The sequence below is a fragment of the Aquibacillus halophilus genome (assembly GCF_009649745.1).
Lineage (GTDB): Bacteria > Bacillota > Bacilli > Bacillales > Amphibacillaceae > Aquibacillus > Aquibacillus halophilus.
The window spans coordinates 17,415-31,455 of the sequence record NZ_WJNG01000019.1; the positions used below are offsets into that span (position 1 = coordinate 17,415).

General features: G+C 38.6%; 13 protein-coding genes and 1 other annotated feature. All 13 genes read left to right on the top strand.

The window, feature by feature from the left end:
* The first annotated feature begins 54 nt into the window (after nucleotides 1-54).
* The 13 genes from rpmG to rpsG all read left to right on the top strand — a co-directional run bounded on the left by rpmG (nucleotide 55) and on the right by rpsG (nucleotide 14,014).
* Entirely contained in the window at nucleotides 55-201 is a 147-nt protein-coding gene (rpmG, locus tag GH741_RS19390; protein WP_153738424.1) for a 50S ribosomal protein L33, read from the top strand.
* 37 nt (nucleotides 202-238) lie between these two features.
* Nucleotides 239-418, top strand: coding sequence for a preprotein translocase subunit SecE (gene secE / locus GH741_RS19395; RefSeq protein ID WP_153738425.1), 180 nt, complete (start codon nucleotides 239-241; stop codon nucleotides 416-418).
* A gap of 175 nt (nucleotides 419-593) precedes the next feature.
* Nucleotides 594-1,127, top strand: a complete 534-nt coding sequence (gene nusG / locus GH741_RS19400) for a transcription termination/antitermination protein NusG (RefSeq protein ID WP_153738426.1) — start codon at nucleotides 594-596, stop codon at nucleotides 1,125-1,127.
* Between the two features lie 285 nt (nucleotides 1,128-1,412).
* A complete protein-coding gene (gene rplK, locus GH741_RS19405) occupies nucleotides 1,413-1,838 on the top strand; it encodes a 50S ribosomal protein L11 (RefSeq protein ID WP_338079576.1) in 426 nt (141 codons plus the stop codon).
* A 190-nt stretch (nucleotides 1,839-2,028) separates the two neighbouring features.
* Entirely contained in the window at nucleotides 2,029-2,724 is a 696-nt protein-coding gene (gene rplA / locus GH741_RS19410; RefSeq protein ID WP_153738427.1) for a 50S ribosomal protein L1, read from the top strand.
* A gap of 61 nt (nucleotides 2,725-2,785) precedes the next feature.
* Nucleotides 2,786-2,944 (top strand) — a sequence feature (ribosomal protein L10 leader region).
* A 42-nt stretch (nucleotides 2,945-2,986) separates the two neighbouring features.
* The gene (rplJ, locus tag GH741_RS19415) at nucleotides 2,987-3,487 is read left to right on the top strand and encodes a 50S ribosomal protein L10 (protein WP_153738428.1); all 501 of its coding nucleotides are present in this window, start codon (nucleotides 2,987-2,989) and stop codon (nucleotides 3,485-3,487) included.
* Nucleotides 3,488-3,598: 111 nt separating this feature from the next.
* Nucleotides 3,599-3,961 carry a 50S ribosomal protein L7/L12 gene (gene rplL, locus GH741_RS19420; RefSeq protein ID WP_153738429.1) on the top strand — a complete coding sequence of 121 codons (363 nt, stop codon included), beginning with the start codon at nucleotides 3,599-3,601 and terminating at the stop codon, nucleotides 3,959-3,961.
* Between the two features lie 164 nt (nucleotides 3,962-4,125).
* A complete protein-coding gene (locus GH741_RS19425) occupies nucleotides 4,126-4,728 on the top strand; it encodes a class I SAM-dependent methyltransferase (protein WP_153738430.1) in 603 nt (200 codons plus the stop codon).
* A gap of 619 nt (nucleotides 4,729-5,347) precedes the next feature.
* Nucleotides 5,348-8,884 carry a DNA-directed RNA polymerase subunit beta gene (rpoB, locus tag GH741_RS19430; protein ID WP_153738431.1) on the top strand — a complete coding sequence of 1,179 codons (3,537 nt, stop codon included), beginning with the start codon at nucleotides 5,348-5,350 and terminating at the stop codon, nucleotides 8,882-8,884.
* A gap of 65 nt (nucleotides 8,885-8,949) precedes the next feature.
* A complete protein-coding gene (gene rpoC / locus GH741_RS19435; RefSeq protein ID WP_153738432.1) occupies nucleotides 8,950-12,564 on the top strand; it encodes a DNA-directed RNA polymerase subunit beta' in 3,615 nt (1,204 codons plus the stop codon).
* Between the two features lie 161 nt (nucleotides 12,565-12,725).
* Complete coding sequence (locus GH741_RS19440; protein ID WP_153738433.1) at nucleotides 12,726-12,977, top strand: 50S ribosomal protein L7ae-like protein; 252 nt, start codon at nucleotides 12,726-12,728, stop codon at nucleotides 12,975-12,977.
* A 102-nt stretch (nucleotides 12,978-13,079) separates the two neighbouring features.
* Nucleotides 13,080-13,493, top strand: coding sequence for a 30S ribosomal protein S12 (gene rpsL, locus GH741_RS19445; protein ID WP_153738434.1), 414 nt, complete (start codon nucleotides 13,080-13,082; stop codon nucleotides 13,491-13,493).
* Between the two features lie 50 nt (nucleotides 13,494-13,543).
* A complete protein-coding gene (gene rpsG, locus GH741_RS19450; RefSeq protein WP_153738435.1) occupies nucleotides 13,544-14,014 on the top strand; it encodes a 30S ribosomal protein S7 in 471 nt (156 codons plus the stop codon).
* Nucleotides 14,015-14,041: the final 27 nt, after the last annotated feature.

Sequence of the window (14,041 nt, forward strand, 5' to 3'; positions counted from 1 at the left end):
ATTTACAACCATGCTACATTAATAGGAGTGAAAACCCTTATTTGGGGTGAAAAAATGTCAAAAAAAGTAGTACTAGCATGCACAGAATGTTTAAGTAGAAATTATACGACTAATAAGAATATAGCAGCATCTGAGAGGTTAGAGGCTCGGAAGTTTTGTAAAAGATGTGGAAAGCATACCATACATCGTGAGACAAAATAAGAAGTGGTCTTAGAAGTCAAAGTTTGGGGGTACAAGCATGAATCTTATTAAGTTCTTCAAAAATGTATCTAGAGAAATGAAAAAAGTTAGCTGGCCTAGAGGACGAGAATTAACTCGTTATACAATAATAGTTGTTAGTACTGTTGCGTTTGTGGCGGTTTATTTTGCGGTTGTTGATTTAGGAATTACTCAATTTCTTAACGTATTCTTTGAATAATAGTTTGGATTTTATGCTATAATGACTAATAATAATATTTTTCCGCAAAAAACCCGTTCTACGGGTTTTTTAAATTGGAATAAAATGGACAAGATCATTTGTCATCCATAAATTGGATTAGACATGATTACCAGTATTATAAGGGAGGGAAGGGCAAGATCGTTTGTCCTATATTATGGAAAAACAATGGTTTGTGGTTCACACCTATTCAGGGTATGAAAACAAAGTAAAAATGAACTTAGAGAAACGTTTAGAAACAATGGGTCTTCAAGACAAAATCTTTCGAGTACTAGTACCTGAAGACGAAGAAACAGAGATCAAAAATGGAAAGAAAAAGACTTCAAAAAAGAAGGTATTTCCAGGTTATGTATTAACAGAAATGATTATGACAGATGACTCATGGTATGTAGTTAGAAATACCCCAGGTGTAACGGGCTTTATCGGTTCAACTGGAGCCGGGTCAAAACCCATCCCTCTCTTAGACGAAGAAGTTGAAGTTATACTTAAACGGATGGGAATGCATGAGCCAACTACAGAGGTCGATTTCGAAATTAAAGAAAGTGTTCGAGTAACAGAAGGACCTTTTACTAACTTTACAGGCTCCATTGAACATATTGATATTGATAAGCAGAAAGTAAAAGTGCATGTAAATATGTTTGGAAGAGAAACACCAGTAGAATTAGAATTTTCTCAAATCGAGAAACTGTAAAGAATCCCGTCATAACCATCTATCAAGAAGATTCTGACCAGTACTTGCTTATGGGTTGCGCATAAGCAATAAGCGGTACTTAATTATTACCGTATGGAACATCTGTTAGATGGGGTACAGTTTCAAACTTTTGTTTTTGAAAAAACAAGCTCTTGCATTTTTTGTTTAAAGATGCTAGAATTTTTATGTTCTTTATGCCTCGAGTATAAGGTTTAATTTGCATATGAAATGAGTGGGAGGGTATAAACCCTATTACCACATCACGGACTTAAGGAGGTGTGTTTCGTGGCTAAAAAAGTTATAAAAGTAGTAAAACTTCAAATCCCAGCAGGGAAAGCAAATCCAGCACCGCCAGTTGGACCGGCGTTAGGTCAAGCAGGTGTGAATATCATGGGATTTTGTAAGGAATTTAATGCTCGTACCGCGGATGAAGCAGGTATGATTATTCCAGTAGAAATCACGGTGTTTGAAGACCGTTCATTTACATTTATTACCAAAACTCCGCCTGCAGCTGTTCTTTTAAAGAAAGCGGCTGGAATCGAGAGTGGATCAGGTGAACCAAACAGCAAAAAAGTTGCGACTCTAAAGCGTGACAAAGTAAAAGAGATTGCTGAAACAAAAATGCCTGATCTAAACGCTGCTAACGTTGAAGCGGCTATGCGTATGGTCGAAGGAACTGCGCGTAGTATGGGTATTGTTATCGAAGACTAATCCCACAGCAGTGCTCTTTTTAGAGTGGAAGGTTGCGATGATGGAATGAAAACCATTTCGCAACCTTTGTTGTTGGACAGTCTAGCTATGCGGGCTAGTCATTTGCTCATGCTATATGACTATCAAGTCCGTTCCGCTTTATTAAGTGGGAGGTATAACCGTTAAAACCACATTCTAGGAGGAATTTATAATGGCTAAAAAAACAAAAAAGCAACAAGAAGCACTTAAGCTTGTTGATCGTATGAAGACATATGAAGTGAAGGAAGCTTTGGAATTAGTTAAGCAATCAGCTAAAGCTAACTTTGATGAAACAGTTGAAGCGGCATTTCGTTTGGGGGTAGACCCTAAGAAAGCTGACCAACAAATCCGTGGAGCAATGGTTCTTCCACACGGTACTGGTAAAACTCAAACTGTATTAGTTTTTGCGAAAGGCGAAAAAGCAAAAGAAGCAGAAGCTGCTGGAGCAGATTTCGTTGGAGAAGCAGATCTTATCGCGAAAATCAACCAAGGTTGGTTTGATTTTGATGTTATTGTTGCTACACCAGATATGATGGCTGAGGTTGGTAAACTTGGTCGTGTGTTAGGACCTAAAGGCTTAATGCCGAATCCTAAAACTGGAACAGTAACTTTTGATGTTGAAAAAGCTGTTAATGAAATTAAAGCTGGTAAAGTTGAATACCGTGTAGATAGACAATCAAACATTCATGTCCCTATCGGAAAAGCATCTTTTGATATTGAAAAACTTGTTGAGAACTTTGAAGCACTTGTTGATACATTAGTTAAAGTGAAACCACAAGCTGCAAAAGGTACCTACATGCGTAACGTTGCTGTTACATCTACAATGGGACCTGGTGTTAAAGTTGATGTTTCAGGTATGATTAAATAACTATTGACTTAGTTGAGATAGTTAGATATAATAAGCGATGTTGTTAAAAGATTGTACTAAATAAATTAAATACGTTATACCGTAGACAGTAGGAGCTTAACTGCTTAATTACCTACCGAGGTGTGTGAATAAATAAGATATATCTATCTGTTAAGATTATTCTTTTTAAATTCTACAAGCCTCCACGTCTACATGACATGGGGGCTTTTTTTGAGGCACTCGAACCTGTCGGTATGATGATAAGTCAATAGGAGGTGGAACAATGTCAAAAATTATCGAGCGCAAAAAACAGATTGTAACAGAAATTACTGATAAATTCCGCGAAAGTAAATCTACAATAATTGTTGATTACCGTGGACTTGATGTTTCAGAAGTTACAGAACTACGCACGCAGTTACGTGAAGCTGGTATAGACTTTAAGGTTTATAAGAACACGATGACTCGTCGTGCTGTTGAGGCGGCAGAGCTAACTGAATTAAATGATTCTCTAGTAGGACCAACTGCAATTGCTTTTAGTAACGATGATGTAGTAGCTCCTGCAAAAATCCTTAACAAATTTGCTAAGGACCATGAAGCTTTAGAAATTAAGGGTGGAGTAATTGAAGGTAACGTTGCATCTCTTGAGCAAATTAAAGAGCTTGCAGACCTACCGAACTACGAAGGTCTACTTTCTATGCTACTAAGTGTTCTTCAAGCACCTGTTCGCAACTTTGCTTACGCAACAAAAGCTGTGGCAGAGCAAAAAGAAGAGCAAGGCGCATAATAGCGTAGCGTCACTAGGGTTGAATTTTCGATAGCAACTATAAGGTTAACTAACCTTTTATCCGGAAGATATAAAACTACTAACCATATAAAAAATTAGGAGGAAATAATAATGTCTAAAGAGCAAATTATTGAAGCGATTAAAGAAATGTCAGTTCTTGAACTAAACGATCTTGTAAAAGCAATTGAAGAAGAATTTGGTGTAACTGCTGCAGCACCTGTAGCTGCTGCTGGTGCAGGTGGCGGAGAAGTTGTTGAAGAACAGACTGAATTTGACGTATTCCTAGCAAGCGTTGGAGCTTCTAAAATTAAAGTTGTAAAAGCAGTACGTGAAATCACTGGTCTTGGACTTAAAGATGCAAAAGATCTTGTAGATAACGCACCTGGAGCAATCAAAGAAGGCGTTACTAAAGAAGAAGCTGAAGAAATGAAAGCTAAGCTTGAAGAAGCTGGAGCTTCTGTTGAATTGAAGTAAGATAATTGTAGAAGCTCGCCTAATTAGGCGAGCTTTGATTATGTTATAAATAAATGTAGAAATTTGGAATTAACCAGAATTGTTGTCGCAGAATAAAACTAATATTTTGATAAGTAACAACTGAAGTTCTATGTTATTAAGCAATCTATTAAAGTAGGTGCAACATGTCAGAACAATACTTTTCAAAGCAACCCCAATCAAAAAGTAATGAAAAAACGTGGACATTTGAGTTGAGAGAAAATAAGCTTTCGTTTACTAGTGACCACGGTGTTTTCTCGAAAAGTGAAGTTGATTTTGGTTCCAGATTATTAATCCAAGCCTTTTCGGCCCCTGAGATTAGTGGGGATATATTAGATCTTGGTTGTGGCTATGGTCCTATCGGTCTTTCTCTAGCTAAAGCATTTCCAGAGTCAAAATTAGTACTAACTGATATAAATGAGCGAGCTATCTCACTAGCAAAGAAGAATGCTGAAAACAATGATATTGTTAACGTTGAATTTGCTATAAGTGATCGTTTTGAGGCTTTGCAAAATCGCAGGTTCTCTGCAATTCTAACAAACCCACCAATACGAGCCGGGAAAAAAATAATCTTTCAAATGTTTGAGGAAAGTTATGATGCTTTGCTATCAAGAGGAGAACTTTGGGTAGTTATTCAAAAGAAGCAAGGGGCTCCATCGACTCAGAAAAAATTAGAAGAAATGTTTGATTCTGTAGAGGTAGTTGCCAAAGATAAAGGGTATTATATCCTTTGTGCAAAGAAAGAATAGTCGATTTAAGCTACACAAAATTAATTGACTCTAATTTTTGTTTATGGTAATATAGAAAAATGCCAATAGGCGACTTTCCTTGTCAAGAGGAATTTTTTGTTTATATGTATAATTATTTTTTTGTAGGAAACACTTCTAAAATCGGAAAGTCTTTTCTGTTTTACTAGTAATTTCCTTCTATAATTAATTGTATAGTGGTTATATCATAAGACATCTTTGCGATTACTTAGAAGATCCTGCTCAGGTAGGAAGTATAATATTTGAAACATTCGCTTAGAGCGAATGCCAATTATAAAAAAGCTTGTGAATAGAAAGTTTATGTTCGCAAGTTTGTTCGGCATGTTTACCGAACACTTTTTTCGCACTATTAAATTATACCTTTTCCGAAAGGAAAGTCAATAATTGTAGATTGATGTATTTTTTTTGGAAGGTATGGTTTGGTAGGATGGTAACATCATTTAAATTTAAATGATGAGGCTATTGTTTTTACTATCATAACTCATTTATTGAGTTGTTTGATAGTGCAATTGAAACTATTTTTTTGCGATTTGCATAAAGGGTTGCGAAAAAAATAAGTTTCTTCTATTATCTTTTATTCTTGATTTGAGGGGTGAATCAGTTGACAGGTCAACTAGTTCAATATGGACGACACCGCCAGCGCAGAAGCTATGCACGTATCAGTGAAGTACTAGAATTACCGAATTTAATCGAGATTCAAACCGCTTCCTATGAATGGTTTTTAGAAGAGGGTTTGAGAGAAATGTTTCAGGATATTTCTCCAATCGAGGATTTCACAGGGAATCTCTCCCTAGAGTTTGTAGATTACAGTCTAGGAGAGCCGAAGTACCCTGTAGATGAATCGAAAGAAAGAGATGTAACTTACAACGCTCCTCTTCGCGTAAAAGTCCGTCTATTAAATAATGAGACGGGTGAAGTGAAAGAGCAAGAAGTATTCATGGGTGACTTCCCATTAATGACTGACACAGGTACCTTTGTTATTAATGGTGCGGAGCGAGTAATTGTTTCTCAGCTTGTGCGTTCACCAAGTGTTTATTTCCACAAAAAAATCGATAAAAACGGAAAAAGAGGTTATGGTGCTACGGTGATACCGAATCGTGGTGCATGGCTTGAATTCGAAACGGATGCAAAAGATGTTGTTCACGTTCGTATCGATCGCACCCGTAAATTACCGATTACGGTGCTGTTAAGAGCACTTGGGTTTGGGAACGATCAAGAAATTATTGATTTAATAGGTGACAACGAATATTTAAAGAATACGCTTGAAAAAGACAATACTGAAACAAGCGAAAAGGCATTGCTAGAGATTTATGAGCGTCTACGTCCTGGTGAACCACCAACTGTAGAAAATGCTAAAAGTCTACTTGTTTCACGTTTTTTTGATCCTAAGCGATATGACCTAGCTCATGTAGGTCGATATAAAATGAATAAGAAGCTTCATATAAAAAACCGCTTGTTTAACCAAGTGCTTGCAGAGCCATTAGTTGACCAAGAAACTGGTGAAGTTGTTGCAAACAAAGGCGATAAGCTAGATCGTAGATTATTAGACAAAATTATGCCTTACTTAGATGCTGAAGAAGATAAGTTTGGTGAACAAATCTTAGAAGCCCACGAGGGTGTGTTAAAAGACCCAATCAAGGTCCAATCAATTAAGATTATGGATCCCACAGACCCTGAAGGGGAAAGAACTCTTAATGTTATAGGCAATGCAGGTGTTGATAAGAGTGTTAAAAATATTGCTCCAGCAGATATCCTATCAGCCATTAATTATTTCTTTAATATCTTGCATCAAGTCGGCGACACAGATGATATTGATCACCTTGGAAACAGAAGGTTACGTTCAGTAGGTGAATTGCTGCAAAACCAATTCCGTATTGGTTTATCAAGAATGGAACGTGTTGTACGTGAGCGTATGTCAATTCAAGATACGTCATCTATTACACCTCAACAGTTAATCAATATTCGTCCCGTAATTGCTTCTATCAAAGAGTTTTTCGGAAGCTCTCAATTATCTCAATTTATGGATCAAACAAATCCATTGGCAGAGCTAACGCATAAGCGTCGTTTATCTGCACTTGGACCTGGTGGACTGACTAGGGAACGAGCAGGATTTGAAGTTCGTGACGTACACTACTCTCACTATGGACGAATGTGTCCGATAGAGACGCCGGAGGGACCAAATATTGGTTTAATTAACTCGTTGTCTTCTTATGCAAAAGTTAACAAATTTGGTTTCATCGAGACACCATATCGTAGAGTTGATCCAGAATCAGGTAAAGTGACTAATCAAATGGATTACCTTACTGCAGATGAGGAAGACAATTATGTAGTTGCTCAAGCAAATGCAAGACTAGACGAGAATGGTGCATTTATTGATGATGAAGTAATTGCTCGTTTTAGAGGGGAAAACACTATCGTAAACAGAGAACGTCTTGATTACATGGATGTATCTCCGAAACAAGTGGTATCCGCTGCAACTGCGTGTATACCTTTCTTAGAAAATGATGACTCCAACCGTGCGCTAATGGGTGCAAACATGCAACGTCAAGCGGTGCCGTTATTGCAACCAAGATCTCCTATTGTCGGTACTGGGATGGAGTATGTATCTGGTAAAGATTCAGGTGCAGCTGTTATTTGTACAGCTGATGGTATTGTTGAACGCGTCGAAGCTAAAGAAGTACATGTTCGACTTGTTTCTGAAGTGGATGGTAATCAAGTGAAGGGTGATTTAGATCGATATCGCCTGCAAAAGTTCATCCGTTCTAATCAAGGGACGTGTTACAACCAACGACCGATCGTAAGTGTTGGTGACCATGTTGTTAAAGGTGAGATACTTGCAGATGGACCTTCTATGGAAGACGGTGAATTGGCTTTAGGACAAAACGTTCTTGTAGGTTTTATGACTTGGGAAGGTTATAACTACGAGGATGCAATTATCATGAGCGAGCGATTAGTAAAAGATGATGTCTACACTTCTATCCACATTGAAGAGTATGAGTCAGAAGCGCGTGATACAAAATTAGGACCTGAAGAAATCACTAGGGATATTCCAAACGTTGGAGAAGATGCACTTCGAAACCTTGATGAACGTGGGATCATCCGTGTCGGGGCTGAAGTTAGTGATGGTGATTTACTAGTAGGTAAAGTTACGCCTAAAGGTGTTACGGAGTTATCTGCTGAAGAACGCCTTCTACATGCAATCTTTGGTGAGAAAGCAAGAGAAGTAAGAGACACTTCCCTACGAGTACCACATGGTGCGGGCGGAATTGTTTTAGATGTTAAGATCTTTAATCGTGAAGATGGGGATGAACTCCCACCTGGTGTAAATCAGTTGGTTCGTGCTTATATTGTTCAGAAACGTAAGATATCTGAAGGCGACAAAATGGCTGGGCGTCATGGTAACAAAGGTGTTATATCTAAGATATTACCCGAGGAAGATATGCCGTACTTGCCAGATGGAACACCAATAGATATCATGCTTAACCCACTTGGAGTACCATCTCGTATGAATATCGGACAGGTGTTGGAATTACACCTAGGTATGGCAGCGAGACAACTAGGTATCCATGTAGCTTCTCCTGTATTTGACGGAGCTCGTGAAGAAGATGTTCTGGAAACGTTAGAAGAAGCAGGTATGGCCAGAGATGCGAAGACAGTGCTTTATGATGGTCGATCGGGTGAACCGTTTGATAACCGTGTATCTGTTGGGGTTATGTATATGATTAAGTTGGCGCACATGGTAGATGACAAGCTACATGCACGTTCAACTGGACCGTATTCTCTTGTAACTCAACAACCATTAGGTGGTAAAGCACAATTTGGTGGTCAGCGTTTCGGTGAGATGGAGGTATGGGCGCTTGAAGCATACGGTGCTGCATACACACTTCAAGAAATTCTTACTGTTAAGTCTGATGATGTTGTTGGTCGTGTTAAAACGTACGAAGCAATTGTAAAAGGTGATAATGTTCCAGAACCTGGAATCCCTGAATCCTTTAAAGTTCTAATTAAAGAATTACAGAGTCTTGGTATGGATGTTAAGATGCTATCAGCTGATGAACAAGAAATTGAACTTCGCGATATTGAAGAAGATGAAAATCAGTCGGCGGATAAATTCAACTTAGAAGTTGAAGAACGATAAAATCGATGTTACAAGTGCTCTAGGCTTAGGGTAAAACCTGGATACTAAAAAGGGAGGTAGGCCCCTTGTTAGATGTAAATAATTTTGAATTTATGAAAATTGGTTTAGCTTCTCCAGATAAAATTAGGTCATGGTCATTTGGTGAGGTAAAAAAACCAGAAACTATTAATTATCGTACACTCAAGCCTGAAAAAGATGGGTTGTTTTGTGAAAGAATATTCGGTCCACAAAAAGACTGGGAATGTCATTGTGGAAAATATAAGCGTGTCCGTTATAAGGGTGTCGTTTGTGACCGATGTGGTGTAGAAGTTACGAAATCAAAGGTTCGCCGTGAGCGTATGGGGCACATTGAATTAGCTGCCCCAGTTTCTCACATTTGGTACTTTAAAGGTATTCCAAGTCGTATGGGACTAGTGCTAGATATGTCTCCTAGAGCGCTTGAGGAAGTCATCTATTTTGCTGCATATATAGTGACGGACTCAGGTGATACGGCGCTAGAGAAAAAGCAATTGCTTTCTGAAAAAGAATACCGTGCTTATCGTGATAAGTATGGGCAGTCCTTCCAAGCACAAATGGGAGCTGAAGCAATCAGAAAGTTATTGCAAGATATTGACCTTGAAAAAGAGGTAGATCAATTAAGAGAAGAATTAAAAACTGCCCAAGGGCAACGTAGAACAAGAGCAATCAAACGTTTAGAAGTATTAGAAGCATTCCGTAATTCTGGTAATGCACCTTCGTGGATGGTTTTGGATGTCTTGCCTATTATCCCGCCTGAACTAAGACCGATGGTTCAGTTGGACGGTGGTCGATTTGCTACATCTGATTTAAATGATTTATATCGTCGAGTTATTAACCGTAACAACCGATTGAAACGTTTACTTGATCTTGGCGCTCCAAGCATCATTGTTCAGAATGAAAAACGTATGCTTCAGGAAGCTGTAGATGCATTAATAGATAATGGTCGCCGCGGGCGTCCTGTGACTGGACCTGGTAATCGTCCACTTAAGTCACTATCTCATATGCTTAAAGGAAAGCAAGGTCGTTTCCGTCAAAACTTACTTGGTAAACGTGTTGACTATTCTGGTCGTTCTGTAATCGTAGTGGGCCCGCATTTAAAAATGTATCAGTGTGGTCTGCCGAAAGAGATGGCTGTCGAATTATTCAAACCGTTTATTATGAAAGAGCTAGTGGAAAAAGGTCTTGCTCACAATATTAAATCTGCAAAACGCAAAATTGAACGTCTACATCCAGAAGTTTGGGATGTATTAGAAGAAGTAATTAGAGAACATCCGGTTCTACTGAATCGTGCTCCTACGTTACACCGTTTGGGAATTCAAGCGTTTGAACCTACTTTGGTTGAAGGACGCGCAATTCGTTTACATCCGTTAGTATGTACAGCATATAACGCTGACTTTGACGGTGACCAAATGGCTGTACACGTACCATTATCTGCTGAAGCGCAGGCAGAGGCGCGGATATTAATGCTAGCAGCTCAGAATATCTTAAACCCTAAAGACGGTAAGCCAGTTGTTACACCATCACAGGATATGGTACTAGGTAACTATTATGTGACAATGGAACGTGAAGGTGCTGTTGGTGAGGGTATGGTCTTTAAGGATCTTAATGAAGCGATAATTGCTTATCAAAGTGGTTATGTGCATCTACACACTAGAGTTGGTGTTCAAGCATCTTCATTAGGTAAAGAGACATTTAGTGATGAGCAGAAAAACCAATTGTTAATTACTACTGTTGGAAAACTAGTGTTTAATAATATGCTGCCGAGTTCATTCCCTTATATGAATGAACCAACACAAGAAAATCTTGAAATTCGCACACCTGAACAGTACTTCGTTGAAAAGGGAGCGAATATTAAAGAAATAATCGCAGGGCGAGAAATTATTTCGCCATTTAAAAAAGGTATTTTAGGTGACATTATTGCAGAAGTGTTCAAGCGCTTCAAAATAAGCGAAACATCTAAAATGCTAGATAGAATGAAGGAATTAGGGTTCAAGTACTCTACAAAAGCTGGTATCACAGTTGGTGTTTCTGACATTGTAGTACTTGCAGACAAACAAGAAATACTAGAAGAATCACAAATAAAAGTAGATAGAGTATTAAAGCAATTCCGCCGTGGTTTAATAACGGAGGAAGAGCGGTACGATCGAGTAATTTCTATTTGGTCCCAAGCTAAGGATGTTATTCAAGAGAAATTGATGAAAACATTGAACCCTAGAAACCCTATCTTTATGATGAGTGATTCAGGTGCTCGTGGTAATGCATCTAACTTCACTCAGCTTGCAGGTATGCGTGGATTGATGGCTAACCCTGCTGGTCGTATAATAGAATTGCCAATCAAATCAAGTTTCCGTGAAGGTTTAACAGTACTAGAGTACTTTATTTCAACACACGGTGCGCGTAAAGGTCTTGCCGATACTGCACTTAAGACAGCTGACTCAGGTTACTTAACTCGTCGTCTAGTTGATGTTGCGCAGGATGTTATTATTCGTGAAGATGATTGTGGCACAGATAGAGGGCTAACAGTTAAATCAATTAAAGAAGGCACCGAATTGATTGAACCATTAATTGATCGACTAATCGGCAGAACAGCTTTCCAATTGGTGCGTCATCCTGAATCTGATGAAATTATGATTAACAAGGATGAGGTAATCACAGAAGATATAGCTAAGCAGATTATTGATGCTGAGATTAAAGAAGTAATCATCCGTTCGGTATTCACTTGTAACACTAACCATGGTGCATGTAAGAAATGTTATGGTCGTAACCTAGCAACTGGTGAAGAGGTAGAAGTTGGTGAAGCGGTAGGTATAATCGCGGCTCAGTCTATCGGTGAACCAGGAACACAGCTTACTATGCGTACTTTCCACACTGGCGGGGTTGCTGGTAGTGATATCACACAAGGTTTACCTCGTATTCAAGAGATTTTTGAAGCGCGGAATCCTAAAGGTCAGGCTACTATTTCTGAAATTCATGGAACAGTCCAAGACATTAATGATATTAAAGACAAACAAGAAGTTGTTATCCAGGGTGATGTAGAGAGCCGCACTTATACTGCCTCTTATGGCGCTCGGATTAAAGTGAATATTGGGGATTCAGTATTTGCAGGTCAGGAACTAACAGAAGGTTCGATTGATCCTAAGGAACTACTTAAAATTCGAGGCGTTGAAGGTGTTCAGGAATACTTGCTAAAAGAAGTACAGAAAGTATACCGTATGCAAGGGGTAGAAATCGGAGACAAACACGTCGAGGTTATGGTTCGCCAAATGCTTCGTAAAGTACGCGTTGCCGATGCTGGAGATACAGATGTATTACCAGGCTCGTTGTTAGAAATTCATCAATTCAGAGACGCAAATAAAAAGGTACTTAAAAATGGGAACCAACCTGCAGTTGGTAGACCCGTACTACTTGGTATCACAAAAGCATCACTTGAAACGGATTCCTTCTTATCAGCTGCATCTTTCCAAGAGACAACTCGTGTCTTAACTGATGCTGCAATTAAAGGGAAACGTGATGAGTTACTAGGACTTAAAGAAAATGTAATAATAGGTAAACTAGTTCCAGCGGGTACAGGAATGCAGAGATATCGCAAAATAACTGCAGAAACAGAAGAAGTAGTTGAAGAAGTAACTGAAGAGCATTTAACAGAAGAAATAACGCACTAAGATTCACCTGATACTAATAAAACAAGGTGTAATAAAAGAAGCATTACTTGAATAAAAAAATCATTTTAAATGAGTAAATTGAGTTGACATTGAAAATATAGAATGATAATATATTCAAGGTGCTTCTGTTTATCCTTGTTGCTTTGGAGGATATGTTCAAAATGTCTTATGAAAAAGTAGCACAGGTAAAGAATGGTTTAATTATTGGAACCAAACAGACTGTAAAAGCTATGAAAAATGGCGAAGTTAGTGAAGTTATTATTGCTGAAGATGCTGATCAGCAAATAACCAGTAAAGTGTCGCGTCTTGCAAAAGAACTAAAAATCCCGTGCGTAAGAGTGGAATCGATGAAGAAACTCGGTAATGCATGTGGAATAGATGTAGGTACAGCGACGGTGGCGATAAAGCAATAAAGTTTTGGCGAGAATAATTTCGCGAAGGCTTTGTTTTTTGCTTAGTTATGAACCACCTGGATATGTGGTATTACATTATTAAGATTGAAAGGAGGAAAAAACATGCCTACAATTAATCAATTGGTACGTAAGGGTCGTGTAAGTAAAGGTAAGAAAACTGACTCTCCAGCTTTAAACAAAGGCTACAATAGTTTCAAGAAAAAGTTGACAAACCAATCTTCACCTCAAAAAAGAGGTGTATGTACTCGTGTTGGTACTTTGACTCCGAAGAAGCCGAACTCAGCTTTACGTAAATATGCTCGTGTTCGCTTAACTAATGGAATCGAGGTTACAGCGTACATCCCTGGAATTGGCCACAACCTACAAGAACACAGTGTTGTATTAATCCGTGGTGGACGAGTGAAAGATTTACCTGGTGTTCGTTACCATATCGTTCGTGGTGCACTTGATACAGCTGGTGTTGAAGGACGTTCTCAAGGACGTTCGAAATACGGAACGAAGAGACCTAAAAAATAAGTCAGTCATACTGACAATTATCAATTATAGAAGTGAAAGGAGGGGGACATATGCCACGTAAAGGCCCAGTAGTAAAACGTGATGTCTTGCCAGATCCGTTACACAAATCAAAGCTTGTAACTCGCTTAATCAACCAAATTATGGTTGATGGACAGAGAGGGAAAGCACAAAAAATACTTTACAGAGCTTTTGAACTTGTTCAAGAACGTAGTGGTCAAGATTCCATGGAAGTATTCGAACAAGCAATGAAAAACGTAATGCCAGTATTAGAAGTACGTGCTCGTCGTGTTGGTGGTTCAAACTACCAAGTACCAGTTGAAGTACGCCCAGAGCGTCGTCAAGCACTAGGACTTCGTTACATTGTTAACTATTCACGTCTACGCGGAGAGAAAACAATGGAAGAGCGTCTAGCGAATGAAATCGTAGATGCTTCAAATAATACAGGTGCAGCAGTTAAGAAAAGAGAAGATATGCACAAAATGGCAGAAGCTAACAAAGCGTTTGCTCATTATCGTTGGTAATAACAAATCAATTTTCATATTAGGAAG

Excerpts from the sequence above, each read along its gene's own strand:
- rplL (WP_153738429.1), top strand. The coding sequence starts at position 3,599 with ATGTCTAAAGAGCAAATTATTGAAGCGATTAAAGAAATGTCAGTTCTT.
- secE (WP_153738425.1), top strand. The coding sequence starts at position 239 with ATGAATCTTATTAAGTTCTTCAAAAATGTATCTAGAGAAATGAAAAAA.
- rplJ (WP_153738428.1), top strand. The coding sequence starts at position 2,987 with ATGTCAAAAATTATCGAGCGCAAAAAACAGATTGTAACAGAAATTACT.
- rplA (WP_153738427.1), top strand. The coding sequence starts at position 2,029 with ATGGCTAAAAAAACAAAAAAGCAACAAGAAGCACTTAAGCTTGTTGAT.
- GH741_RS19425 (WP_153738430.1), top strand. The coding sequence starts at position 4,126 with ATGTCAGAACAATACTTTTCAAAGCAACCCCAATCAAAAAGTAATGAA.
- rpsG (WP_153738435.1), top strand. The coding sequence starts at position 13,544 with ATGCCACGTAAAGGCCCAGTAGTAAAACGTGATGTCTTGCCAGATCCG.
- GH741_RS19440 (WP_153738433.1), top strand. The coding sequence starts at position 12,726 with ATGTCTTATGAAAAAGTAGCACAGGTAAAGAATGGTTTAATTATTGGA.
- rpmG (WP_153738424.1), top strand. The coding sequence starts at position 55 with ATGTCAAAAAAAGTAGTACTAGCATGCACAGAATGTTTAAGTAGAAAT.
- nusG (WP_153738426.1), top strand. The coding sequence starts at position 594 with ATGGAAAAACAATGGTTTGTGGTTCACACCTATTCAGGGTATGAAAAC.
- rpsL (WP_153738434.1), top strand. The coding sequence starts at position 13,080 with ATGCCTACAATTAATCAATTGGTACGTAAGGGTCGTGTAAGTAAAGGT.